At 39.2% G+C, this 26,175-nt stretch carries 19 protein-coding genes and 1 pseudogene; 12 read left to right on the top strand and 8 right to left on the bottom strand.

What is annotated here, in order from left to right; all coding sequences use genetic code 11:
- Nucleotides 1-15: 15 nt before the first annotated feature.
- Complete coding sequence (locus AC1M9B_RS06185; protein WP_035269117.1) at nucleotides 16-705, top strand: GntR family transcriptional regulator; 690 nt, start codon at nucleotides 16-18, stop codon at nucleotides 703-705.
- Nucleotides 706-755: 50 nt separating this feature from the next.
- Here the strand turns inward: AC1M9B_RS06185 and AC1M9B_RS06180 are convergent, their stop codons facing one another.
- The 3 genes from AC1M9B_RS06180 to AC1M9B_RS06170 form a co-directional block, all read right to left on the bottom strand.
- Nucleotides 756-1,697 carry a PDR/VanB family oxidoreductase gene (locus AC1M9B_RS06180; RefSeq protein WP_481608782.1) on the bottom strand — a complete coding sequence of 314 codons (942 nt, stop codon included), beginning with the start codon at nucleotides 1,695-1,697 and terminating at the stop codon, nucleotides 756-758.
- Between the two features lie 51 nt (nucleotides 1,698-1,748).
- Nucleotides 1,749-2,813 (bottom strand): aromatic ring-hydroxylating dioxygenase subunit alpha, encoded by a 1,065-nt coding sequence (locus AC1M9B_RS06175; RefSeq protein ID WP_481608781.1) that lies wholly within the window; start codon nucleotides 2,811-2,813, stop codon nucleotides 1,749-1,751.
- 267 nt (nucleotides 2,814-3,080) lie between these two features.
- Nucleotides 3,081-3,281: a hypothetical protein gene (locus tag AC1M9B_RS06170; protein WP_035269110.1), complete on the bottom strand. Its 201-nt coding sequence runs from the start codon at nucleotides 3,279-3,281 to the stop codon at nucleotides 3,081-3,083.
- Nucleotides 3,282-3,634: 353 nt separating this feature from the next.
- On the opposite strand from AC1M9B_RS06170, the gene AC1M9B_RS06165 reads away from it, so the two are divergent.
- Nucleotides 3,635-4,084: a hypothetical protein gene (locus AC1M9B_RS06165; RefSeq protein WP_180028001.1), complete on the top strand. Its 450-nt coding sequence runs from the start codon at nucleotides 3,635-3,637 to the stop codon at nucleotides 4,082-4,084.
- A gap of 8 nt (nucleotides 4,085-4,092) precedes the next feature.
- On the opposite strand, the gene AC1M9B_RS06160 is transcribed toward AC1M9B_RS06165, so the two are convergent.
- A complete protein-coding gene (locus AC1M9B_RS06160; RefSeq protein ID WP_481608780.1) occupies nucleotides 4,093-4,992 on the bottom strand; it encodes an alpha/beta hydrolase family protein in 900 nt (299 codons plus the stop codon).
- A 22-nt stretch (nucleotides 4,993-5,014) separates the two neighbouring features.
- Entirely contained in the window at nucleotides 5,015-5,806 is a 792-nt protein-coding gene (locus tag AC1M9B_RS06155; protein WP_481586541.1) for a crotonase/enoyl-CoA hydratase family protein, read from the bottom strand.
- A 173-nt stretch (nucleotides 5,807-5,979) separates the two neighbouring features.
- Between AC1M9B_RS06155 and pnuC the strand changes: the two genes are divergently transcribed.
- The 8 genes from pnuC to AC1M9B_RS06115 all read left to right on the top strand — a co-directional run bounded on the left by pnuC (nucleotide 5,980) and on the right by AC1M9B_RS06115 (nucleotide 13,389).
- On the top strand, nucleotides 5,980-6,561 hold the full coding sequence (pnuC, locus tag AC1M9B_RS06150) for a nicotinamide riboside transporter PnuC (protein WP_481608779.1): 582 nt from the start codon (nucleotides 5,980-5,982) through the stop codon (nucleotides 6,559-6,561).
- 101 nt (nucleotides 6,562-6,662) lie between these two features.
- Nucleotides 6,663-6,929 carry a hypothetical protein gene (locus AC1M9B_RS06145; RefSeq protein WP_481588870.1) on the top strand — a complete coding sequence of 89 codons (267 nt, stop codon included), beginning with the start codon at nucleotides 6,663-6,665 and terminating at the stop codon, nucleotides 6,927-6,929.
- Between the two features lie 357 nt (nucleotides 6,930-7,286).
- A complete protein-coding gene (locus AC1M9B_RS06140) occupies nucleotides 7,287-8,420 on the top strand; it encodes a GGDEF domain-containing protein (RefSeq protein WP_481608778.1) in 1,134 nt (377 codons plus the stop codon).
- Nucleotides 8,421-8,571: 151 nt separating this feature from the next.
- Nucleotides 8,572-9,060, top strand: coding sequence for a peptide deformylase (gene def, locus AC1M9B_RS06135; RefSeq protein ID WP_481608789.1), 489 nt, complete (start codon nucleotides 8,572-8,574; stop codon nucleotides 9,058-9,060).
- Nucleotides 9,061-9,116: 56 nt separating this feature from the next.
- Nucleotides 9,117-10,277, top strand: coding sequence for a GGDEF domain-containing protein (locus tag AC1M9B_RS06130; RefSeq protein WP_481608777.1), 1,161 nt, complete (start codon nucleotides 9,117-9,119; stop codon nucleotides 10,275-10,277).
- A 225-nt stretch (nucleotides 10,278-10,502) separates the two neighbouring features.
- Nucleotides 10,503-11,723: a GGDEF domain-containing protein gene (locus tag AC1M9B_RS06125; RefSeq protein ID WP_481608776.1), complete on the top strand. Its 1,221-nt coding sequence runs from the start codon at nucleotides 10,503-10,505 to the stop codon at nucleotides 11,721-11,723.
- Nucleotides 11,724-11,764: 41 nt separating this feature from the next.
- Nucleotides 11,765-13,024: a glutaminase gene (locus tag AC1M9B_RS06120; protein WP_481608775.1), complete on the top strand. Its 1,260-nt coding sequence runs from the start codon at nucleotides 11,765-11,767 to the stop codon at nucleotides 13,022-13,024.
- A gap of 71 nt (nucleotides 13,025-13,095) precedes the next feature.
- The gene (locus AC1M9B_RS06115; protein WP_481586536.1) at nucleotides 13,096-13,389 is read left to right on the top strand and encodes a cold shock domain-containing protein; all 294 of its coding nucleotides are present in this window, start codon (nucleotides 13,096-13,098) and stop codon (nucleotides 13,387-13,389) included.
- A 72-nt stretch (nucleotides 13,390-13,461) separates the two neighbouring features.
- Here AC1M9B_RS06115 and dhaK read toward each other — a convergent pair.
- A pseudogene (gene dhaK / locus AC1M9B_RS06110) lies at nucleotides 13,462-15,194 on the bottom strand (dihydroxyacetone kinase subunit DhaK).
- Nucleotides 15,195-15,400: 206 nt separating this feature from the next.
- On the opposite strand from dhaK, the gene AC1M9B_RS06105 reads away from it, so the two are divergent.
- Complete coding sequence (locus AC1M9B_RS06105; protein WP_481608774.1) at nucleotides 15,401-18,571, top strand: N-6 DNA methylase; 3,171 nt, start codon at nucleotides 15,401-15,403, stop codon at nucleotides 18,569-18,571.
- Between the two features lie 80 nt (nucleotides 18,572-18,651).
- Here the strand turns inward: AC1M9B_RS06105 and metH are convergent, their stop codons facing one another.
- Nucleotides 18,652-22,338, bottom strand: coding sequence for a methionine synthase (gene metH, locus AC1M9B_RS06100; RefSeq protein ID WP_481608773.1), 3,687 nt, complete (start codon nucleotides 22,336-22,338; stop codon nucleotides 18,652-18,654).
- Between the two features lie 458 nt (nucleotides 22,339-22,796).
- On the opposite strand from metH, the gene AC1M9B_RS06095 reads away from it, so the two are divergent.
- A complete protein-coding gene (locus AC1M9B_RS06095; RefSeq protein ID WP_092766893.1) occupies nucleotides 22,797-24,419 on the top strand; it encodes an inorganic phosphate transporter in 1,623 nt (540 codons plus the stop codon).
- Between the two features lie 74 nt (nucleotides 24,420-24,493).
- On the opposite strand, the gene AC1M9B_RS06090 is transcribed toward AC1M9B_RS06095, so the two are convergent.
- Nucleotides 24,494-26,035: a hypothetical protein gene (locus AC1M9B_RS06090; RefSeq protein ID WP_481608772.1), complete on the bottom strand. Its 1,542-nt coding sequence runs from the start codon at nucleotides 26,033-26,035 to the stop codon at nucleotides 24,494-24,496.
- Nucleotides 26,036-26,175 lie beyond the last annotated feature (140 nt).

Genomic DNA, 26,175 nt, shown 5'->3' with positions numbered 1-26,175 from the left:
AAATTGAGTAGTTATATGTCTTCAGGGCAGCAAGTGTTAATTGAACTTCGAAAAATGATTATTTCTGGGGAGATTGCAGGAGGTTCTCGTTTGGCTGAAATTCCGACTGCTGAAATGCTAGGTGTATCGCGTCAACCTATTCGAATGGCTTTTCGGCTTTTAGAGCAAGAAGGCTTACTCGTTAAAAATCCAACTCGAGGCTATACTGTTCGAGAAATTTCATCCAAATTAGTTCATGATGCGTTGCATGTACGTGGCGTTTTAGAAGGTCTTGCTGCAAAAACGCTTGCTGAAAAAGGCATGACGTTAGATCAACATCAAACACTTTTGAATTGTATTACGCAAATTGATTCCATATTCAATAAACCAGAATTAACAAGCGATGATTTAGAAACCTACCATCATTACAACACTATTTTTCACAATACTATTATTCAAGGCTCGGATAATGTCGCAATTGTGCAAGCACTCAGTAAAAACAATCAGTTACCTATGGCATCTGCACAAGCACTGACTTATGATAAAAATAATGCGCTGTCTGAAATTCGTCGTTTGCAATATGCGCATATCCAACACTGCTCAATATTCAATGCATTAAAGCAACAAGACTCAGCACGCGCTGAAAGTTTAATGCGTGAGCATAGTCATGTGGTTACTTTAGGGGAGACTATGCGTTCAATATTTCATACAGATGGGTCTATATAAAAAACCCTTCAATTAATGAAGGGCTACACTTGAAAATCTATCGATCCAAATTAAACATCAATGATAATTCGTTGAGATTTGGCTCTTGAGCAACAAGGTGTGAATTGATCATTTGCAGCTTGTTCCTCTTCAGTTAAATACATATCTCTGTGATCAATTTCACCTTCAACTACATTTACTAAGCAAGTGCCACAAATACCTTGTTCACAAGATAAAGGGATACAGATTCCAGCATGTTCTAAAGCTTGTGCTGCAGATTGATCAGCTGCGACATGAATACGTTGCCCTGTTTTTAAAATCTCAATTTCAAAACTGCCATCTTGACTGGTATCAATAGCTTGTGCGCTGAAATGCTCTTTATGTACTTGATGACTAGGCCAAGAGAGCGTATCTGCGGTATGGATCACATAGTTCATAAAACCATCTGGGCCACATACATAAATATGATGATCGATATGAGGAGAGGCAAAGACTGTATTCAAAAGAATATGTGTTTCAGGTTCATCATCAATATGGATGTGGACGGAATCTCCTAGAGCCTCTAAATCTTGTTGGAATGCAATAGAAGCTCTCGTTTTCACAAAATACAGTAATTGGAAGGGCTGATTATTGCGTTTAAGCTCTTTAGCCATTGCTAAGATAGGAGTGATACCGATTCCACCTGCACACAAATATGCATATTCTGTCTCAGGAACCAAGGCAAACAAATTTCGTGGTTCACTAATCTTGAGCTGCTGACCCTCACGAAGTTGTTCATGAATAAATTTAGAACCACCACGTGATAAAGGATCATTCAGGACACCAATGACGTAACGGTGCTGCTCTGAACTACAATTTGCCAAAGAATACTGTCTAATTAATTGATTACCTAAGTGCACATCAATATGTGCACCGGCTTGAAAAGCTGGTAATAATTCACCATGGGTGTTTACCAGTTCGAAAGATAAAATGTGTTCATTATGACGATAAATCTTCTGAATAGTCACATCCATGTGAGTATCGCTCCTTGGTAAAATGAAAAACTGATAAAATGTGGGTTTACTTTAAACAACATTCAAAGTTGTAATTTTCTGCTCATCATTCGTTTGCTCTAAGCTGATCAAGCGGTCTATTACTTTTCGAGATTGAACACCGCCTGCATCAATATTCAGCATCAGCAATTTACGATCAGGATGTCTCAATAAATTCTTTTGCTGTTGTTCAAGCATATCTAAATCTTCCGAGAAAATTTTGCCCTGTCCCTCACGAATTTGGTTAGTTAATTCGATGTTGTCGGGTTGGAAGTGTCGAGCCATTCCCCAGAAATACCAGTGAGACGTTTCCGTTTCAGGGGTAATAAAATCTACAACGATTGAAGACACTTTTTTATTTTCCGGTGCGTTGTAACCACCATGTCCTGCGTGAGCAACACCAACTTCAATATGAACATTGCTAGGTGCATGAAAGTGACAAATTTGCCAACGGTCTACTAGAACATCTGCAGCGAGATTATTACCTTTTAGAGCCATTTGCCAAAATGGAGGTGCATAAATGTTTTCCATATGACGTTCAGTCACAACGTGGTCACCATCAACACGAGTGGTTGGTGCAGCTTCATCAATTTCTTTTTGACCAATGCTGTTTGCATGAACATATGTTTCATGGGTGAGATCCATTAAGTTATCAATCATCAAGCGGTAATCACAGTTGATGTGGAATAGTCCACCACCATAGGCCCATTCTGGATTTTCAGCCCACTCTAAAGTTGGGAGTTGATCTTCACTTGCAAGCGATTGGTCTCCTGGCCATACCCAAATAAAGCCAAATTTTTCAATTGCGCGATAGCTTTTATTGCAAGGAAAGCCACGTACACGTTGCCCAGGCATTGAAACCGTTTTGCCGTCACATCCCATCACTAACCCATGATAACCACAGACCAGTTGACCATCTTCAACAAAGCCTAATGACAAAGGTGCACCGCGATGTGGGCAAAAATCTTCAACGGCATGTATTTGGTTTTCTTTTCCACGATAAAAAACCATTTTTTCACCGCAAATTTGTCTTCCTAGAGGCTTATCTTGTACTTCTTCAGGTCGTGCCGCCACATACCAAGCATTTTTTACAAACATGAGTTGATCTCCTTATCAATTGGATCCAATAATTCTATTTTTTAGATAGAAAGTCAATAATAATCTTTAAGAATAAATATTTTGGATCCATTTTTGAGAGGGCATTTAAATAATAATTATTTTTGAGCAAAAATGATGGCAAATCACCATCCAAGAATATGGCGAAATTGATTCATTGTCAGAGAGGGCACGAGGGTTAATTTATTAAACAAAAAATGCTTAAACTTGATCGATTATTGGGATTTAATTTTTAGCTTGATTAGAAAATTAAAATTGACCTAATTTTTTCATTTGACGACGACGTCTCGTGAGCCCCAAGATTTCTTGGCGATCTTGAATTTCTTGAGCAGAATAAGGAAGCGTCTGTTGCAATGCTTCGAGTTGAAGATGACTGTTTTCAATGAGGAAGCAATCATGCTCAACTGGCCATGCACTGGTAATGGGTTTGCGTTTACGGGAATAGTTCATGGTTAAATTATAAAATTTGAGAAAAGAATAGTGTAGATGCGTATCAAGTTAAACGACAAAACATGTCGTAATGATTTAGAACACTAAGATTTTAAACCCTATTTTAATGAGAATCTTTCAACGTACTTTTAAGTCATATTAATTGAATAAAATTACCTAGATTTACACGGTTTACATAACATGTGGATTTTGAAATGAGTTGTTACGTTTCGTGCCATCCCTCTACTGGTTTTTAAGTTAATATTTTAAAAGTTAAAACTTAATAACACCAAGAAAATTAACAATAAAAATAAAGAAATAATCATTTCTGTAATGAACGATTCAATGAATAATCATCGGAATGAGTAAAAAATATGATGCTAATCGTGGTGTGTTTTGCTTTGGTCAGTTGCTATGCCGTATGGCGACTATTATTACAACCTAAATTGATTATGGGGAATACGCAGAGGCACTTTGATTTAACAAAACTCCTCAAGCCTACTGATCTCAGCCAGCCGGCGCGCTTGGTGTATGATACGGATTCTGTCGAAGATATTCGTATGTTTGATGAGGTTGCAAAATTACTGTTTGAGAAACGTGTAAATCATCGTGATATCAAGTTTGCTCAGCAAATTCAATATGAGTTTTTGAACAAGATGCCATCACGAACTTTATGTCAGATCAATCAATTTGATTTAGGTGAGTGGTCGATTTTATGGGAATATCGTAATCAATCCCTTGAATACTATGTGAGTCAATATGGCATCATGTATCGACATACTGACGCACAAGGGGTAGAGCATCAATCTGAATTTATTCAGTAATTTAGAATTTAATCATTAACTAAATTGAGATAATTTTGGAGCATGTCATCCCAAATTTTTTCTGCGCCTTTTTTGAAATATCCCATGTGTCCAATTGCAGGCATTTGATACTGTTTGGCTGTGATATCAATGTAGCGCATATCAGCAGAACGATAATGTTGCATAAAGGCTTGCCTCGAATTTGGGAGAGCCCAATCATCATCTAATGCTGAAACAGCATAAATTTTGGTTTTAACACTTGCATATTGTGCTTTTAAATCTTGTTGCTCGGGGTCAGCGAAAAAATATAACGGATTTTTGCACCAACGACGCCACTGTTGATATACCCCTAAAGGCAGATCAGAGCCCATATTGAATTTACTCCAAGGTAAATAACCTGTGACTGCGACAATGGGTGGAAACACAATACTCCACATCACGGATACTTTGAATCTTTCTTTGAACGGCATATATCCTGCCCAACCTGCACCTGTACCGTAGCAACACATGGCACTGACTCGATGATGATTAGGGGTAAGTCCCAAGGCTTGACCACCGTAAGAATGCGCAGTTATAAACAAGGGGAGAGTATCGCTGGAAAAGTATTCAATGGCGCCAGCGAGATCAAGTTTCCCCCAATCCAAATAACTCATTTTAAAACCTTTGAGTTGCGCTGGAGATGATGCCCCCACACCACGATAATCAAAGGTTAGCACTTCAAAACCACGTTCTGCAGCATACTCTGCAAATCTGCGATAAAAAGGTTGGGGAACCGCTGTCGCTGAAGCCACAATAATACGTGCAACAGTCTTCACACCAGATGATAGGTAGCGAGTGCCGGTGAGCATATAGTTATCTAAGGCAGGAAACTGAACTTGAGTTGTATTGATGCTTCTTGGCATCTGGTTCACATTTGGAATGGCTTGCATGTCTTTATTACCCGATATTGAACTATTGACCTTTAAAGCGAGGTTGACGTTTTTCGCTCATTGCTCGCATACCTTCGACTGCATCTTCAGATTGTATTAGTGGAAGAAGATGAGTCTTTAACTGATTAAAAGCGTACTGTTCATCATGTGAAATCGCTTCATGAGCAGCCGTCAATGTGGCTTGAACAGCGAGTGGAGCAGCTGAAGCGATGGATTCGGCGAGTTCAATAGCACGGTCAAGCGGATCTTGTTCTGTTACTTCGGTAATTAAATGAAGTCGATATGCAGTTGCAGCATCAAAAAAATCCCCCGTCAATAAGTAGCGCATTGCATTAGACCAACCTGCAGTTTTAACGAAGCGTGAAGTTGCTCCGCCAAAGGGGAGGATGCCACGTTGCACTTCAAGTTGAGTAAATTGGGTATTTTGATGGGCAATACAGATATCGGCATTCAACATCAATTCTATTCCAGCAGTAAAACAATACCCCTTCACAGCGACAACGACTGGTTTTTTTCGTTTACGACCAGTCGTGCCCCATGGGTTAATCAGATTCATATCTTCCGAAAATATACCATCTGACATACGCGGCTGAAGCTCAACCAGATCTAATCCTGCCGTGAAGTGCTCTCCATGTGCATAAATCACAGCACAGCGTAAATCGGACTGGTCTTCATAGGTGGTAAGTGCTTGTGAAAGTTCATCAATCATATGACTGTCGAATGCATTGCGCTTCGCAGCACGGTTTAAACCAATCAGCATCAGATGATTACGAATTTCAATGGTTATTCTGGTCATTTGAGTTGTATTCATCATTATTATTTTCCATTGAGGATATTCTATTTTTAGAGGAGTTTAATGGTTAGGTCAAAACTGTGCAGTTCAAATTGAACAGCGCTAAGTCGTGTTCGTTAAGAATCATGTATGGTGCCATTCAATATACGTTAGGATAGACGTATTGAATAAACCACGATCATTTTAAGTAGTGTATGAGCCTTTTAGAAATTATTTCAGTATTGATGAGTGTATTGGGTGTAACCCTCACGATTCGTCGTAATATTTGGTGTTGGCCTGTGAATCTCGTGGCTTATGGCTTATATGCAAAGTTATTTTATGACTATCAACTCTATGGTGAAACGATATTGCAATGCGTGTTTATCGGTTTAGGAGTGTATGGTTGGTGGATATGGAAAGCTCAGTTTAAACAGCAAGAGCAACTTGCAATCAATCGTATTCAAAGGTTGAGAATTATCAAACATGTGTATTTTACGATGTGTGCAGGGCTTATTTTTGGTTTAGGTCTGGATTATTTTACGGATGCTTCCATTCCTTATTTAGATGCTCAATTGGCAAGTTTAAGTCTGCTCATTACATATTGGACGTCTAAACGATATTTGGAAATTTGGCCTGCTTGGATCGCGGTGGATATCATCTATGTCATGATGTTTATGTATAAAGATCTATATTTGACGGCTGGTCTTTATGGCGCATTTACTGTTTTAGCATTCTTAGGTTATCTTCAGTGGAAGAAAAAATATCAAGTTCAACAGCAAACCGTCTACTCACTCTGAAAAATTTACATCCTTGGACATTGATTTGAATGATTCGATCTGCAAAATTAAGCAGATCGATGTAACAATGAAATTGAATTTAACCAGTAGACTTTAAATGTATGATTATCCACTTTTGGGAAGCTCGATTTCTGCAATTTGTAAAATCATTACAACAGCACCCTCACCGTTATCTTAATTTTGAATCCGTTGCCGATTTTTATCAATGTCAGTGGTTAAAAACGCTTCCTCCTCATACTGAATATTTTTGTACTGGATTAGACGATGGTGCAGAGCAATTTGATATTTTGATTCAATATTTGCATCATCAAGTCAGTATTCACATTGCACAAGAAATTAAAGTAATTTATCGAGAACTCGATCTCTAAGAGTTAGGAGTGTGCTTAGCAATTTTTAGCTGAGTCAAATTAAAATACTTGAGCGTATCGTTAGCTGGATTTAAGCAAAAAAAGCTTTAAAAAAAAATAGAATAAATGGTAAAAAAACCTTGATAAATCCTAATCTTAAGGTTAGATTGTGATAATAAGTGCAATTATAATAAAAAATATGTGATTTTATTCACTATATTTTGTAGGGGTGAAATAGATTTAATGATTACACAGTTAAATGAAAATATAGTTTGTTTTGATGAGCTGTTTCAATTGAGTTAGTTCATTATGTTAAGACTATTCAATCGAATTTTTCGCCCCTATACACTTCATTCATTTATGAATCAAAGTGTGTTGATGAATTGGAGTACCTTAAATAAATGTATTCTGGTCATGGTATTGGGCGGACTTGCACATATCACCTGGATTTCATGGTATTTATTTTCATTTCATCATCCTGCATTACATCATTGGCTCAATCCTGATTATTATTATTTTCACCTATCACGGATGTTGCTGTGCTGTGTATTACAGTTCTTACTGATTATTCCTTGTGTCATATGGCGTCATAAAGAATGGGTGAGACAATATTTACCTTACTTTATTATTTTGGTATTTTCCGTAAGCTTTATTTATGGTGGCTATTCGGTTGGTATCAGTAGTCCTGCTACCGTTGCGGGATTTATCAGTATTTTAACAGTTGGTCTGGTTTTATTTGAACGCAAGATTGTATATCTGCTTTTTTTACCAGTCACTGTATATATGCTCATTGCAATTGTCAGTAGTGCATTGGGTTATATGACCTACGCACCGGTCTTTAGTGATCAGCTCAATTATTCAGTCATGGTATTTAATGAATTCTGGGTTTATTCACAACTTTATTTTTACGTGCCTATTTTTTTTGCGACTTTTGTATTGTTTGAGATTTTGTTGACGCAATGGAGAAATCGAGAAAAACAAATTAATTTAATGAGTCAAATGGACCCGCTTACGGGGATTTATAACCGTCGAAAAATAGGTTTAGAACTCAATGAAATTCAATTACAAGAACGAAAATTTGCTCTCATTCTGTTAGATCTTGATCATTTCAAGAGTATTAATGATAACTATGGTCATGATATCGGAGACAACGTCTTAAAGCGTGTTGCCAATGTACTACGTCAAAATATACGTGATACAGATATTGTCGGGCGATTTGGTGGTGAAGAGTTTGTGATGCTGTTGCAGAATAAAAACCTCAGAGCTGCGATGGAGGTCGCAGAGCGGTGTCGCAAAGAAATTGAAAATGAGCTCTTTTATATCGATGAACGTACGACGATCAGAGTGACAGCAAGCTTTGGTATAGCCATTTCTGAATTTAATTTAAATAAAGAAGCGGTGATTCGTCATGCAGATCAAGCATTATATCTAGCAAAAAAACGTGGTCGTAATCAGGTTAGACACTACTACGAACTTCAGGATGCTGATGTCATACAAAAAAGTGAAACTTGAGCCGTAAAATTATCAGGTCACAAATTCGTCATTTAAATCAGTTTTACTTCATCTTGAAATGCTTTAAGATTGGTTGACTATTAATCAAATATTTGATTTAAAATTTAAAAAATTATGAAGATCAAATTCTTATCATAATTGAGATGAACGTATTATGACGATACTACCCGTTGCTCAAAAAGGTGAAGTGATCCTTGAATTGGTTGCATCGCCGGTAAGTGAACTTGAGTTTAGTAGTAGCTGGTTAACGCATCTGGTTGAAGCAATGAATTTTACGATGCAACAGCGCAATGGTGTCGGTATTGCTGCACCACAAGTTTATGTCTCTAAAAGGATTATTATCGTCGCTTCAAAACCCAATATACGGTATCCCGATGCGCCTGAGATGGAGTCTATTTACATGATTAATCCTGAAATATTGGAGCGTTCTGATCATGTTGTTTTAGGAGAAGAGGGATGTTTAAGTGTAGAGAATCGACGTGCGGAAGTAGCTCGAGCTTCATCAATCCGTGTCCGTTATCGTAATATGCAAGGACAGGAAATTACTGAGACTTTTTCAGGATTCCCTGCACGAATCATTCAACACGAAATTGACCATCTTGATGGGATCTTGTTTGTAGAGCGAGTTCACGCTGCTTAAAAAGACAATATAAAAGATAAAAGGACAGAATGAAGTTAATCAGGAAGATTCAACATATGATTAAGCGATTGTATCGTATGGCCAATACGTACATCCTTGATCCTCAAAATATGCTGATCAATTGGAGTGATTTTAAAAAGGGACGGCTTATCCTCTTTTTTGGAATTCTAAGCCAACTTGAGGTCGCTCGCTGGTTAATTGTGGCTTTTTATACCCCTGAAAAAGCACAGTGGTTAAATCCTGACTATTTTGAATTACGTGTTACCCAATTGTTGGTGACCTCCGTGATTTATCTTGTCCTATTTTGGAGTTGTTTTAAGTTTCAGCATATTGCTAAGTTTCAAACCTTCATTGCTTACTTTGCTCCTAGTTTCTTTGGAATGACCATGATTTATTCAGGGTATTCGATTGGAATTTATAGCCCTGCAACGATGGCAGGGTTCATCAGTATTGTATTGGTCGGGTTGGTATTTTATAGCCGTAAAATTATTTATGGGATTGCAATTCCAATTACGATATACACGTTATTAACGTGTTACTTGACGCATATCGATCGAATTCGTTATGCACCTATGTTTAGTGATGAGTTGAATAAAAGTATCGTTTACCAAAATAATTTTTGGGTCATGAGCATGGTACAGCTCTACGTGCCTATTTTACTTATGAGTGTTTTATTCTTTGAGATTTTACTCACTCAATGGCGCAGTCGTGAAAAACAATTCGAAACCAGCAGTAAATTTGATGCGCTGACGAACGTTTATAACCGTCGTCAGATCAATGAAGTGTTATCACATTTTCAGCAGGATCGTGCTGATTATGCTGTGATCTTATTGGATTTGGATCATTTTAAACAAATTAATGATCAATATGGTCATGCAGCAGGAGATGAAGTCCTGAAACAGGTGGCGACGCGTTTGGAATATCATGTTCGTATTGGTGATACGGTTGGACGTTATGGCGGTGAAGAATTTATATTAATTCTGGACAATCTCAGTCGTGATCAAGCGGTTGATATCGCAGAACGTTGCCGTAACGCGATTGCACAGCAGCCGATTGTGCTGGATGATGGAACCTCGTTAAATGTGACGGCAAGCTTTGGTATTGCACTATCCCATGAGTTATCTGATCAAGACGTCATTACGCATTGTGCAGATCACGCTTTATATATTGCCAAAGAAAGCGGACGAAATCAGGTACAGTTATATCAGCCAGCTTAGTTGAATGATTAAATTTCGGTTTTGGTACTACTAACTATAGAGAAACATACGCTTAGGTTTTTTTTATAGCAATGCTTTTGTTTTGGTCAGTGATCATCAAATTCATACCATAAATTGATCTGAATGATAAAGCAGTCTTTTTAATGCTTAAAGCGCATTGACATGATCGCTGAATACATCCAAATTTTAATAAAAATAAATATGAATATTCGATAATACAATTAGATGATGACTCGAGAGTATGAAGTACAACAACAGCGCAGTTTATTGCAAGCTATCAAATATGTCTTGTTAGAATCTGATCGTTCTATTATTAACTGGTCCAACTTTAATAAAGGGATTCTGTTACTTATATTTGGGCTGTTGATGCTCATCGGTCATTGGTTGTGGTACTACCTAACTTTCCATTCAGAATATCAAATTTGGTTAGATCCAGAATATTATCCACATCGGACATGGACCACATGTTTACAAGTCATTTTCACCACGTGTTTTCTGATAATTGCTTTAATGCTTCGAAAAAATGCTACTGCTCGCCGAATTTTGGGCTATTTAATTCCCTTATTTTATGGATTGATTGTCATTTTTTCAGGATACACGGTTGGGATTTATAGTCCTGCGGTGATGGCGGGAACAGTCAATATTGTATTAATTGGTTTTGTGTTATATGAACAGCGCATCATCTATAGCGTCTCTTTTATTATTGCTTGTATTATCTTGTGGTTGGCAGTACTGACGGCCAATGGTCAACTGACTTATGCACCATTGTTTAGTGATGCACTGAATCAATCTAATTTGTATGCCAATCCTTTTTGGCTGAAAAGTATGGCGGTACTATATTTACCCATACTGTTGTGCTCAGCAGTATTTTTTGAGTTGATCTTGTCGCAGTGGAGACGACGTGAGCGTAAGATTGAAGTACTAAGTCAGAAAGATGCGTTAACCAACCTCTATAACCGTCGTTACATCAATCAGTTTATTAGTAAGTTAATTCAACAAAATCGCAGCTTTGCTTTCATCATCTTAGATCTCGATTTCTTCAAGCAGATTAATGACAATTATGGTCATGATGTTGGTGATCTTGTACTTAAACGTATTGCTCTCATTTTAAAACAGCAAACACGAGAAGAGGATATAGTGGGACGACTCGGTGGTGAAGAGTTTGTTCTAGTACTTACATATGGTGATATCGACGAAGCATTAATCATCGCAGAACGCTGCCGTCGAACGATCGAAAGTGAAAAAATTGAGATTAGCCCAGCGACTTTTATTCAAGTGACCGCAAGCTTTGGCGTGGCGATGTCACAAAATTTACCACATCTATACACAGACGAAGTAAAGCAAAGGATTTATAGTGCAGCGGATAAAGCACTATATCTTGCAAAGCAGAATGGCCGTAATCAAGTCAGATGTGACACGATATCGACAACTGAATTTAACATTTGAGATCTTATTTTGGGTCTCCATTGATCACCAAGAGAATAAAAATGAAGACACCTGTACCTGATTATCTTGCCCATGTATTGGACCAATGTCATGCGAATACCGAAGGAGCATTGGCTGACTATATTCCAGAACTGGCAGCTGCCAATCCAAATCGTATCGCTTTAGCACTTTCAACCATTGATGGTACGATTTATTCCTCAGGGGATGATGAAGTTGAGTTCACGATTCAATCAATGTCTAAACCATTTGCTTATGCGTTAGCGATTCAAGAACATGGTTTGGCTCAGGTATTAGAAAAAGTTGGTGTTGAGCCTTCGGGGGAAGCATTTAATCAAATCTCATTAGAAAAAGAACGATCGATTCCCAAGAACCCAATGATTAACTCGGGTGCGATTACGACACATTCTTTATTACCTCATAAAAAGACTGTTTCACGTGCAGAACATTTACGACGTTTCTTGAGTGCACTGTGTGGGCGTGAATTAACCTTTGATGAGCAAGTCTATCAATCTGAGCTGAAAACAGCATTTCGTAATCTTTCGATTGGATATATGTTGCGTACCGTCGGCGTGCTAGAAGAAGACCCAGAGCATATTGTTCATGGTTATATTCAACAGTGTGCGATTAAAGTCACCGTGAAAGATTTAGCGCGAATGGGCAGTGTATTAGCGAATGGTGGAAAAGATCCTGTTACGGGGAAATGTATTTTAGATCGTCAGGTATGTCGTCAGGTACTTAGCGTCATGATGACGTGTGGTATGTACGATGCAGCTGGAGATTGGTTGACCACCGTTGGTATTCCTGCCAAAAGTGGTGTGGCAGGGGGGATCATTGGTGTCTTACCAGGTCAGGTTGGAATTGCGGTTTTTTCGCCTAAATTAGACAGCCATGGCAACAGTGTTCGAGGTGTGGAAATCTTTGAACGTCTATCAAGTGATATGGGATTACATTTAATGGAGGGAACCCCTTCAGCACAAACCATTATCCAAAGTCGCCGTGAGTATGATGATGGCATGGTGGTGTATGAGCTACGTGGTGTCTTGCAATTTACAGAGACTGAAATGTTCTTGCGTGAATTACAGAATGAGCCTGTAGGTAAAAATAAAGTAGTGCTTGATCTTACACATCTGACCTTAATCCATGATGTCGGTGCTCGAATGTTATTTGAAGGTGTGAAACGTCTACAGGATGATGGTCACAGAGTAGTGGTCTTAGATGCGGAATCATTGTTATCGGAACAACAAAGTAAAGGACACAAACGCGTCATTGTCCAACAGCACTTGCATGATTATTTAAAGTGATCAGCAAAGATGATGCACTTTAAGATGCGTGTATAATATTGAAAATTGTATACCGTTTTTTTGGGAATGTTATGAAGTCTGAAGTCCAGCAAGGCAAAATTAAAATTTATCATGCCGATAAAGGTTTTGGTTTTATTGGTGGTGCAGGTGAGGATATTTTTTTCCACATTTCTGACTTTCCTGCAGATGAAGGTGAGCCAAAACGTAATGACCGAGTCAAATTTCAGGTTGTTGAAAATCAAGGTAAATTAAAAGCAGTCAAAATTCAACGTGTAGCTGACCAGTCAGCGAAAGCGAAGAAGTCTCGTGTGGCATCACATAATCAGGCGATTACCAGCGCATTATTATCAAGTTTTAAAAAATAAAAAGCAAAAAAAGCCCTGAATCATCAGGGCTTTTTTGTAGAACAGATCAATCATTCATGTCATGTTTAGATGTTATTTTAGATGATCGGCAATATCGGTAAAAATCACACCTAAACCATATGCACCTGCATCAGGATAGCCTAAGCTACGATCCCCGACAGTACCTGCACGACCCATACGTGCAACAATCTCTTTGGTCGATTCTGCGCCTTGAACAGCAGCTTGAGCACCTGAGATAAAGTTTTCCTTAAAGCTTTTGTCGGTGTTGTTTGACCATGAATCTGCGCATGGCACTAAAGCATCGATCAACGTTTTATCACCGACAACAGCGCCACGTCCAAATGAACGTTCGCCTGTGGTTTGAATACCTTTTACTGCGGCTTGCAGCATATCGGCAAAATCCGCCACGCTTAACGTGGTTTTACCTTGAATGGCTTTACTTGCGGCACGGAATGCAGAACCCCAGATGGGACCTGATGCACCGCCACAATGTTCCATGATGATCAGGGAGCTATTGAGCAAGAATTCATCCATCTGCTGTGCTTGGATCAAGCTTTGCCATTCTTTCTTGAGTTGTTTAAAGCCTTTGGCTACGCTCATACCAAAGTCACCATCACCGGCATGCGCATCAAGTTCACAGAATGGCACTTCATTTTTGATGATACATGCTGCCATGACATCGACCACATAGCGCATATTTTTAATGGTGAATTGCTCATTTTGAATTTCAGCATGTTCTGCTGCAGTTTCAACTTCGCTATTGCCTTGATGTTGGGTAGCCGTATCTTTTGTCGCAAACTCAATGGCTAAAGCAGGTGAACCATCAAGTTTAAAGGCAGGGGTGTTGGCTTCTGCATCTAAGTATGTTTTGAGTTCATCACCCAATTCAAGTAATGAAATGGATGCGCCATTCATGTCGATACTGGTCATATAGTTGCCGACAAAGGTGCGGTAAATTTTGATGCCCTTATGTGCAAGGTGTTCACATACATCATGATTAAACAGATACAGTTCTTGCATTGGGGTAGAACCAAAGCCATTGATCAATACTGCAACTTCTTTCATGTCTGGACGATCTAAAAACAGGTCATCGACCATACGTTGTGCCAGTTCTTTCGCTGGCAAGATTTTTTCACGACGGATGCCCGGTTCACCATGAATACCCACGCCGTATTCCATTTCATCATCGGCAAGGGTGAAGGTTGGTGTGCCTTTAGCAGGAACAGTACATGAGCTATAGGCAAAACCTAAACTGATGACATTGTCAGCCGCTTTTTGAGCGACTGTTTTAACTTCACCTAATTCTAAGCCTTTAGATGCTGCTGCGCCTGCAATCTTATGAACAAAGATTGTGCCTGCGACACCACGGCGACCGACTGTATATAAACTATCTTTAACCGCAATATCATCTGCAACTTTCACAAAGTCGACTTTGATGCCATCTTCCATGGCTAAGACTGCACCATTCTGGAAATTCATCATATCGCCAGAATAGTTTTTGATGATCATTAACACGCCCTTGTCAGTTGCGACATGTTGTAATGCTTTATAGACCTGAATTTGCGATGGAGATGCAAATACGTCTCCGCATACGGCTGCGTCTAACATACCTTTACCGACAAAGCCTGCATGTGCAGGTTCGTAACCGCTACCACCGCCACTGATGAGCGCTACGTTATTATGTTTTTGTTTTCTATTGAAATGATTTTGTGTGACTCGGTGAATTAAAGTTCTGGATGGGCAAGGAAAAAGCCTTTGCACATTTCCACAACGAGGTTTTCAGCACCGTTCATTAGTTTTTTCATTAGGAAACCTAAGTGTATTTACAAGCAGATATGATAGTGAAATATGATAACGCTGAGTACCTTTGCTTACAGATTTAAAATGTAAGTGAGTGCATTTTGGGCTTTGTATGAAGTGCATGGCTACAAGGATTTATTTTTAAAAAATGCGTTGAGTAATTGATGCTAGAATTAGAATTAGTTAAGTCTATGAATTTTGGTTGTGTTACATGAATTTAAACCATTTAAAAGATGTATTAATCTATTTAAATTTTGAACAAGAAAAAGAAGTTTTTAGTAAAAAATTTGTAGATAGTGATTATTCATTAAAAATTGATTTTGATAAAAAAGAAATTATTTATCCTGAAAATTCGGGCTTAAAAATTAATGAACGTCAAACTTGTAATTTTTCGAGCAATGAAAATTTTGTGGTGTTTGAATGTGTACATCGTTTACTGGAAAAAGGTTATAAACCTGAACATATTGAGCTTGAACCAAAATGGAAACTAGGACACGGTGCAAGTGGTGGGCGTGCGGATATTTTGGTCAAAAATCATCAAAATCAACCATTTTTGATCATTGAATGTAAAACCTTTGATCGTGAATTTAATAAAGCTTGGAAAGATACGCTTGAAGATGGTGGGCAGCTTTTTAGTTATGTCGAGCAAGAAAAATCCGTTGAATTTGTGTGTTTATATGCATCGCAATGGAATGAAGCAGACCAAAAAATTGATGACCAACAGCGCATTATTTCAGTTAAAGATAATCCAATTATTTTAAAAAATTCGCCTGATTCATTGAATTACAGCAATGCTAAAAACGTTAAAGAGCGTTTTAAAGTCTGGAAAGATACTTATCAACTTGAAGCGACTGAAAAAGGTATTTTTGAAGATAATATTCAGGCGTATCAAATTGGTAAAGACAAATATACCTTAGCGATTGATACGCAGCCAATTAATAGCATGAACATTAAAGGTAAGTATCACGAGTTTCGTACTATTTTGAGGAAACATAATGTGTCACGCCGTGAAAATGCCTTTGAAGTCTTAGTGAATTTGTTTTTATGTAAAATTGTTGATGAAACCCAAAATCCAGAAGATTTGCATTTCTATTGGAAAGGCATGGCATATGACAGTTATTTTGATTTGGTCGATCGTCTGCAAAAGCTTTATAAAATTGGCATGCATGATTTTTTAAAGCAAGACATTATTTATGTGGCTCAACAAGATATCGATGAAGCATTTGTTTGGATTAAACAAAAACCGAATGCCACCGAGCAACGTATTAAAGAACTTTTCCAACAACTTAAATTTTATAAAGGCTTAGATTTCGAGTTTATTAAAGTTTCCAACAAAGAAAAATTTGAAAAAAATGCCAAAATTCTGATTGAAATCATTCAAATGTGGCAAGGTTTACGTTTGACATCTACCGAAGAAAATCAATTCTTAGGTGATATGTTTGAGTACTTCCTTGATAACGGCATTAAACAAAGTGAAGGGCAATTTTTTACCCCAATCCCAATTTGTAAATTTATTGTTAATGCATTGCCGTTGGAATCGATGCTTAAACGCCCTGAGCCATTAAAAGTTATTGATTATGCATGTGGTTCGGGACATTTCTTAAATGAGTATGCTGCTCAAGCTGCGAAATTGGTGAAGTCCATCAAAGGCATCGATCATCCTCAAGCCTATTATGCGCAAACTTACGGGATTGAAAAAGAAGATCGTCTAGCCAAAGTATCTAAAGTTGCTTCTTTTATGTATGGCCATAATGATATTCAGATTATTGATGGCGATGCGCTGATACAACAGCCTGATATTCAAAATGAAAGCTTTGATGTATTGATTGCTAACCCACCTTTCGCTGTGGAAGGCTTTTTGTCCATGTTAGATGGGTCTGATCGTGAACAATTTATTTTAAGTCAAGATGCAAAAATCAATACGGATAGTATTCAGTGCTTCTTTTTAGAACGTGCCAAACATCTATTGAATAAAAATGGCGTGATGGGGGTGATTGTACCTGATACAGTCTTAACTAAAGATGGTTTAAGTCGTGGTACACGCGAAATTTTATTAAAGTATTTTGACTTTATTAGCATCGTAGAATTACGTCGAGGAACCTTTGGGCAAACGGGGCAGGAAACCGTCATTCTGTTCTTAAAACGTAAAACACCGTTGCCTGAGCCTGCGCAGCATTATCAATATCGTATAGAAAATTTCTTTAGTAATTGGGAATATGAGAAGCATCAGTCTGGCAGTCTCTATCAAGATCTACATTATATTGCTGATTATTGTGCATTGATTGACATTGACCTGGCACTCTATGAATCAGTATTACTGAATCAATATCATCCAGAATTGTTGAATCATCCGCTGTTCCAGCAATATCAGAAGGAAATGCCTGCGTCAAAAGCCAAGTCTGAGGCAGATGAGCAAGCTGCATTCATGAAATATGTGCGCAGTAAAGAGCAGGAGCGTGTGTATTACTTTATTTTGTCACAACAACAATCAGCAGATGGCATGGCACAGCCTGTCTTGGTGGTAAAAGGCCCAGATGAGCATAAAGATTATAAGAAATTTTTAGGTTATGAATGGGTGGGGCGTCGTGGTACAGAAGGGATTAAATATAGCGGAGGTGATTCGGTTAATAATATTCAAACGCCATTATTTGATCCTTTAGACCGTGATAATCAGCAAAAAATCAGTTATTTCATTCGTCAAAGTTTTGAAGGGAAACAACTCGATATTCCCGAAGAATTACAAAATTATTTATCATATCGTAATTTACACGACATGTTAGATTTTAATAGTAAAGACTTTATTCGTACTAAGAGCTTGAATATGAATCAGCAGGAAGTGATTCAGTTAAGTTCATCGCATCCAATGCGCTTGGTGGGCGATGTATTGTTGAAAAACAAAGAAGCTCCATCAAAAGTTAAACAAATTCCTGCGAATCAAATTTTGGCTGAAGGTTTGTATCCAGTTGTGACTCAAGAAAAGGATAAATTAACATCGGGATATACCAATGATGAAAGTACGCTCATTCATCAGCCAGCTGTGATTTTTGGTGATCATACGTGCAGTTTTAAATATATTGACTTTGATTTTGCACGTGGCGCTGATGGTACGCAGTTATTACAGGTCGATCCAGAAGAACTTAATTTAAAATATTTCTATTTCATTTTACATGTGGTGGATATTGATAATCGTCGTAAATATGAACGTCATTTTAAATATTTAAAAGCTAAATTTATTCCAATTCCTACGCTTGATTTACAGCAAAAAGCTGTTGAACTCTGTGAAAATGTGCAGGCAAAATATGAAGTATCGCGTATGGAAATGAGTGAGTATATTGATAAGTTACGCACAGTTTTCGTTGAACTAGGTATTATTAATGTTTAATTATTTAATTGACTTAAAACTTTAAATATAAAAAATCCCCTCAAGTGAGGGGATTTTTTATTCTCTAAACTAGAGGATTCTTACACGATAGAATCATCCAAATTCGGTGCTAACCAACGTTTCGCCTCATCCAAGGTCCAACCTTTACGCTTCGCATAATCTTCCAACTGATCGCCAGAGATTTTACCCACGTTAAAGTATTCAGTTTTAGGGTTTGCATAGTAGAAACCGCTCACTGATGAAGGTGGCCACATTGCAAAGCTACTGGTTAAGTAAGTTCCGATCTTATCAGTCGTACCTAACCAATCAAACAACGGCACTTTTTCAGAATGTTCAGGACAAGCAGGGTAGCCCGGTGCAGGACGAATACCCACATACTTCTCTTTGATCAATTCATCATTCGAAAGCTGTTCATCGGCTTGGTAGCCCCAGAACTCTTTACGAATACGTTGGTGTAAGTGTTCAGCAAATGCTTCTGCAAAACGGTCACCCAAGGCTTGAACCATAATCGCGTTATAGTCATCACCTTTGGCTTTGTATTCTTGCGAAAGTTCTTCCGCACCAAAGATCGATACAGTGAAACCACCCAAATAATCTTGCGCCACGTCTTTCGGCGCTACAAAGTCAGCCAGTGAGAAATTCGCTTTGCCTGTCACTTTGTCAGACTGCTGACGAATATGCTCAAAGGTATGCGTCACATTGCCATTTTCATCAGTTACCGCAACAGTGTCTGCTGCAACACGGTTGGCAGGGTAAAGACTGAAAGTAGCGCGCGCATCGAAACGTTTATTTTCGATGATGTCTTTGAGCATCGCTTGTGCTTGTTCAAACAAATCACGTGCAGCTTCACCCACAACTTCATCTTCAAGGATTTTCGGGTATTTACCCGCCAAACTCCAAGAAATAAAGAATGGTGTCCAGTCGAAGTATTCCACCAAAGTTTCTAAAGGATAGTTGGTGAATGTTTCAGAACCAATAAAGTTTGGTTTTACAGGTGCATGCTTGTCAAAGTCAATTTTGAAACCATTTTCAACGGATTCAGCATAAGACAGTTTTGCAGCTTTCGGTTGCTTATTCGCTAGACGTGTACGGATTTTTTCATAATCCGCTGCATAATCCGCTGCCAATTGCGGCTTCATATCAGCAGATAAAAGTTGCGTTGCAACACCGACTGCACGAGAGGCATCAGCAGTGTAGTACACGCCATCATTGTGATATTGCGGCGCAATTTTCACGGCAGTATGCGCTTTCGATGTTGTTGCACCACCAATCATGAGTGGAATGTTAAAGCCTTTACGTTGCATTTCTTTCGCAACAAAGACCATTTCATCGAGTGATGGTGTAATCAAACCTGACAAACCGATGATATCAACTTTCTCATCAATCGCAGTTTGTAGAATTTTCTCACACGGTACCATCACGCCAAGGTCAACGATGTCATAACCGTTACAGCCAAGTACCACACCCACGATGTTTTTACCGATGTCGTGTACGTCGCCTTTAACAGTAGCAAGCAAGATTTTACCTTTGGCTTCGCCTTGGGTTTTTTCTGCTTCAATAAATGGGTTCAACCAAGCCACGGCTTGTTTCATCACACGTGCAGATTTCACCACTTGTGGTAAGAACATTTTGCCGGCACCGAACAGGTCACCCACCACGTTCATCCCTGCCATGAGTGGACCTTCGATCACATCAAGTGGACGAGCTGATTTTAAACGTGCTTCTTCAGTATCTTCATCGATATAAGTCGTAATACCTTTAACTAACGCGTATTCAAGACGTTTTTCAACAGGTTCATTGCGCCATTCAAGGTTTTCTTCAGCCTTTTGCGCACCCGCTTGACCACGATATTTTTCCGCAACAGCGAGTAATTTTTCAGTCGCTTCTTGACCGCTTGCGCCTTGGTTACGGTTCAGTACCACATCTTCAACAGCTTCTTTTAGCTCAGCATCGATATCATCATAAATTGCAAGCTGACCTGCGTTTACGATACCCATGGTTAAGCCTTGTTGAATGCCGTGATACAAGAACACCGCATGGATCGCTTCACGAACAGGCTCATTACCACGGAATGAGAACGATACGTTTGAGATCCCGCCTGACACCATCGCATTTGGCAGGTTTTGTTTAATCCAACCGGTTGCTTCAATGAAGTCCACACCGTAGTTATTGTGTTCTTCAATACCTGTTGCGACCGCAAACACGTTCGGGTCAAAAATAATATCTTCAGATGGGAAACCCACTTCGTTGACTAAGACATCGTAAGAGCGCTTACAGATTTCCTTTTTACGTTCAGCTGTATCCGCTTGACCATTTTCATCAAACGCCATGACAATGACTGCCGCACCGTACTGACGGCAGAGGCGAGCACGTTCGACAAACTCGTCATAACCTTCTTTTAAGGAAATTGAGTTTACAACCGCTTTACCTTGTACGCATTTTAAACCTGCTTCGATGATTTCCCATTTCGAAGAATCGAGCATGATTGGCACACGTGAAATATCAGGCTCAGACGCGATCAGATTCAGGAAATGCACCATCGCTTCTTGCGAATCCAGCATCCCTTCATCCATGTTGATGTCGATGATTTGCGCACCGGCTTCAACTTGTTGACGTGCCACATCTAAAGCTTCGGTGAAGTTACCTTCTTTAATTAAACGAAGGAATTTTTTAGAACCTGTCACGTTGGTACGTTCACCGACGTTGACGAATAATGAATCTTTGGTGATGTTGAATGGCTCTAAACCACTCAAACGACATGCAGGTTCAATTTCAGGGATTTGACGCGGTGCAATACCTTCAACCGCTTGCGCAATCGCACGAATATGATCCGGCGTCGTACCACAACAACCACCCGTAATGTTAATTAAGCCACTTTCAGCAAATTCTTTAATAAATGCTGCAGTTTCTTCAGGAGTTTCATCATAACCACCGAAGGCATTTGGTAAGCCTGCGTTTGGATGCGCTGAAACAAAAGTATCCGCAACGTCAGACACGGTTTTGACGTGTGGACGCATCGCATCTGCACCCAGTGCACAGTTAAAGCCAATCGATAAAGGCTCTGCATGGCGCATTGAGTTCCAGAACGCTTCTGCGGTTTGACCTGTGAGTGTACGCCCAGATGCATCGGTAATGGTGCCCGAAATCATAATTGGCAGTTCGTAACCAATTTCTTTAAACACTTCTTTCACTGCAAAGATCGCAGCTTTGGCATTTAGGGTATCGAAGACCGTTTCAATCAAGATGATGTCTGCACCACCTTCAATCAATGCCTTAGTCGCTTCAATGTAGTTAACTTTTAACTCATCAAAGGTGATGTTACGGAATGCCGGATCATTTACATTTGGTGAAATTGAAGTGGTACGTGACGTTGGTCCTAATACGCCTGCGACAAAACGTGGCTTTTCAGGTGTTGAGTATTTTTTACATGCTTCTTTGGCAATTCGAGCTGCTTCACGGTTAATCTCAGGAACCAAATCTTCCATATGGTAGTCAGACATTGAAACACGCGTTCCATTGAACGAGTTGGTTTCAATAATATCTGCACCAGCTTCAAGATAAGCTTCATGAATGCCTTGAATAATCTGTGGCTGAGTTAGAACCAATAAGTCGTTATTACCCTTAAGGTCGTAGGCCCAATCCTCAAAACGTTCACCACGGTAATCAGCTTCTTCCAATTTGTGGCGTTGGATCATGGTACCCATTGCACCATCAATAATCAGGATACGTTTGGCAAGAAGCGCTTTTAAGGTGGCGAGGGTAGACATCAAATGACTCTCACAAAAATCTGCACAAATAATGGTGCAATATTTTAGCAGAGTTACGTCCACTTTTCTGATAAATAAAAATTTATGAACCTATTCCCAAAAAATTAAGGATGAATTTCATCCATCAACTACGATGATCAACCTATCAAAACTGAAACTGTCTATATTTCATCATGTTGTCATAATCTAATGTAATAATAACTGCCGTTGTAACAAATGTGACAGTGATGTCATCTTTATTTCATCTATTTAATTACCGATTGAAATAAAGATTAAAGACGAGGTTTTTGTATTAACTATCTGATTATTATTGTTAAATTTTGAATATTATTAGTTTTTAAAGTTTAATTTTCTTAAATAAGTGTCATTTGGATGACTTATATGACAGCTCTTTGTCATATAATTGTAATAATTAAATTGAACAATAGAGGGGATATTTATCCTCTTTCTCTGCTTGCATGAATTCTAATCAAACTCCAGTTTCAGATTCAGCACAATCGTCAACGCCTATGCAGTCGACGAATGTTCACGTGCCAACGCCGAAATTCTTTATGCCAGTGTTCCTTACACTGATTGTTTCAACCTTGATTTACATTGGTTTTCAGTTGGCTGCTGATTTATCTCATGTGCCTGCTTTAAATCTTTATGCTGTGATCATGTTGGCCACGGCATTGTTTATCGCATTGGGTTTCGAGTTCGTTAACGGTTTCCATGACACGGCCAATGCTGTGGCAACGGTCATTTATACCAACGCTTTATCTGCACCTGTCGCTGTAATGTGGGCAGGCTTCTGTAACTTCCTTGGCGTAATGGTCGCAAGTGGTGCAGTTGCCTACGGTATTATCGCGCTATTGCCTGTTGAATTGATTATGAACGTCGGTTCAGGTGCTGGTTTTGCCATGGTCTTTGCCATGTTGATTGCCGCAATCGTATGGAACTTAGGAACATGGTTCCTCGGTATCCCTGCTTCTAGCTCTCATACACTGATCGGTTCGATTTTAGGTGTGGGCATCATGAACTACATCTTAAACGCAGGTAATGGTGCGTCAGGTGTAGACATGGAACAGGTGATGAAAGTGGGTAAAGCACTTTTATTCTCACCATTAATCGGTTTTGCATTTGCGGCTGTATTGTTCTTATTGGTTAAAAAAATCTTTAAGAAACAAGTGGAATTATTCCAACCACCAGAAGGGAATAAACCGCCGCCGCCACTTATTCGTGCCATTTTGATTTTCACGTGTACCGGTGTAAGTTTTGCACACGGCTCAAATGATGGTCAAAAAGGTATGGGTCTGATTATGTTGATTCTGATCGGGATCGTGCCATTGGCATACTCTTTAAACAAGAGTCTAGATCAACAACATATCCAAACGTTTGGTCAGTTATCTGCTGAAACTGCTGATTTGATTTATCCAAATCACCAAGATATTCCAGATGAAAAAGCACGTCAAATTATCACGTCATATATCCAAACCAAAGAAATCACACCTGAAGTTGTGCCAGCTTTGGCAAGCTTGACGGATCATTTAGGTGAAAAAGTAGGAAGCTACACATCCATTAAAGATGTTCCTGAAGATCAAGTGGCTGAATTCCGTAATGATATGTACCTCAGCACGACTGCATTCAAGCGTTTAGATAAAGCAGAAGCTTTACCTGCCATGACTGAAGCGCAAGAAAAAACAGTGGACAACTACCGTGATAACTTAGATTCATTCCTTCAATACATTCCAACATGGGTGAAAGTTGCGACTGCATTGGCATTAGGTCTAGGGACGATGGTAGGCTGGAAACGTATTGTTGTTACCGTTGGTGAGCGTATTGGTAAACAACACATGACTTATGGTCAGGGGATGTCTGCAGAGCTAGTTGCAATGTCAACGATTGCTGCTGCTGATGGCTTTGGTATGCCAGTGTCAACAACACACGTTTTAAACTCTGCTGTAGCAGGTACGATGGTTGCGAATAAGTCGGGCTTAAACTTCCAAATGGTTCGCACAATCTTATCAGCGTGGATTTTCACACTGCCAGCAACAATCTGTTTGTCAGGTGGTTTATTCTGGTTGTTCCTTCAGTTCACCTGATTGAAATCAATACTTAAAGACTAAAAAAGCGCTGAACAATCAGCGCTTTTTTTATGATCAATTGTTTATGACGCTTATTTTTGGAATTTAGACCAAAGTTTTTTCAAGGGGAGTTTTTCCTCAGCAAAACCATATAATGCGGCAAATGGTAGGGCGGTGCGTGCGAGATATGCTACACGCCATAATCCACCATGATTAGCACCATGCATGATTAAGTCTAATGGATGATTGAGGGCGATGTCAGGATTGGCAACCGACTGTGGGTTTCTCAAATCATGAATCCACAACGCAGCCATAATCGCATTGGTCGTCGCGGGTTCAAATGCTTCAACATCAAACAAATTGGCACCATTGAAAGCAGCTTTTAATAATGGGTTTTTGGTTACCGAATGTGTAGTGGTCGATGGAGCAATATTAATGCTGACACGTTGACCTTGTGACCGTGCTAACGTAGCGCGCCATTGTTGAATCCTTTTTGCCAACGCATAATTTGGACCTTGTTCAACCACAAGACAGTCGCAGATCCCATACTGTTTATCATGACATTGGAATAAGCGTTCTTCATTTTGTTTGAAAAAATAATCACGAGAGACAGTCGAAATACTCTTGGACAGAATATTTTCAAGTTTAGAGCGTGATTTAAACTTATCTAATCCACCTTGAATAACTTCCTGTGGTACAGCGTAGACGTCAGTGGGCGTACACATATACATTAAACTGGTATTGGATTTTTGTTGGCTGACATGTTGCATAATGGCGTCCATCGCCATAGAAACACGAACGTGCTTTTCGCCATCTAAATACGCAATCGCGGCAAGATCTAAGTCTTGATCAAACTGGGTGAGCCAATGTGCAATCTCAGGGGTATCTGTTAATAAGTTAACGCCTAAACGCTCTGCAGCTTCACGTATAGATGCAGATGAATCTATTGATTCGACACTTGGAGCGTATAAGGTCGCATTGCCTTGCAGAACAGTATTCAAAATCTTTGTCCATACTCGCTCATGATTTAAATCAAGCGCCACGATATTGGCTTTCCATTTCGCCAGCCAAGGTAAAGGTCCTGCTTCAGAAGCTGCACCAAACAGCACCATTGTTCGATCCGAAAGGTCAAACCACTCTGGATGCTGCACACACGCTTGTAGTGCCTGAGCATGTGATGCTTCTATAATACCTCGGTCTAACCAAAGTTGAATTTGGTCGAGTAGGGCTTGACCTTCTAAATTTTTACCCTGATAAGGTACAAACCATTGTGGCTCAGCAGTAGAATTTCCTTGAAGTGTGTAGGTATTTAAATCTTTTGATTTAAGATTCATCACTTCATTCAATGCGTGTGTATGTTGATCACGTTGAAAACTAAACTCTTCATAAGCTTGTTGAAGTCCATCTTGAGCGATGCGCAGCGCAGCTTCAGGTGATGAGAGCCCACATTCTACCAACCGTTTAAAATGAATCGGATAGGATTTGCGCCAATTCTTTTCATTGATAACTGCATCAGCGTATTCTGGCTGAATCTGTTGTAATGCCGCACTGACGATGCGTTGGCCTGATTTTGAACTGCTGGGTTTAGAGGACGTGTTAGAGGAAAATTGTAAACCATCAGGTTGATTAGACATGCAAAAAATCTCAAAAAAAAATGAATAAATTCGCGGATGCCTACATTATCCTGACAAAATTAATGATCTAGGTGGCATTAATTACCAGATATTGATTGAATTATTACGAGATATTTCTAAAAAAAGGAAGCCGAAGACTT

It is taken from the genome of Acinetobacter sp. ANC_7513 (genome assembly GCF_056779915.1).
This window is presented reverse-complemented; position numbering and strand designations above follow the sequence as displayed.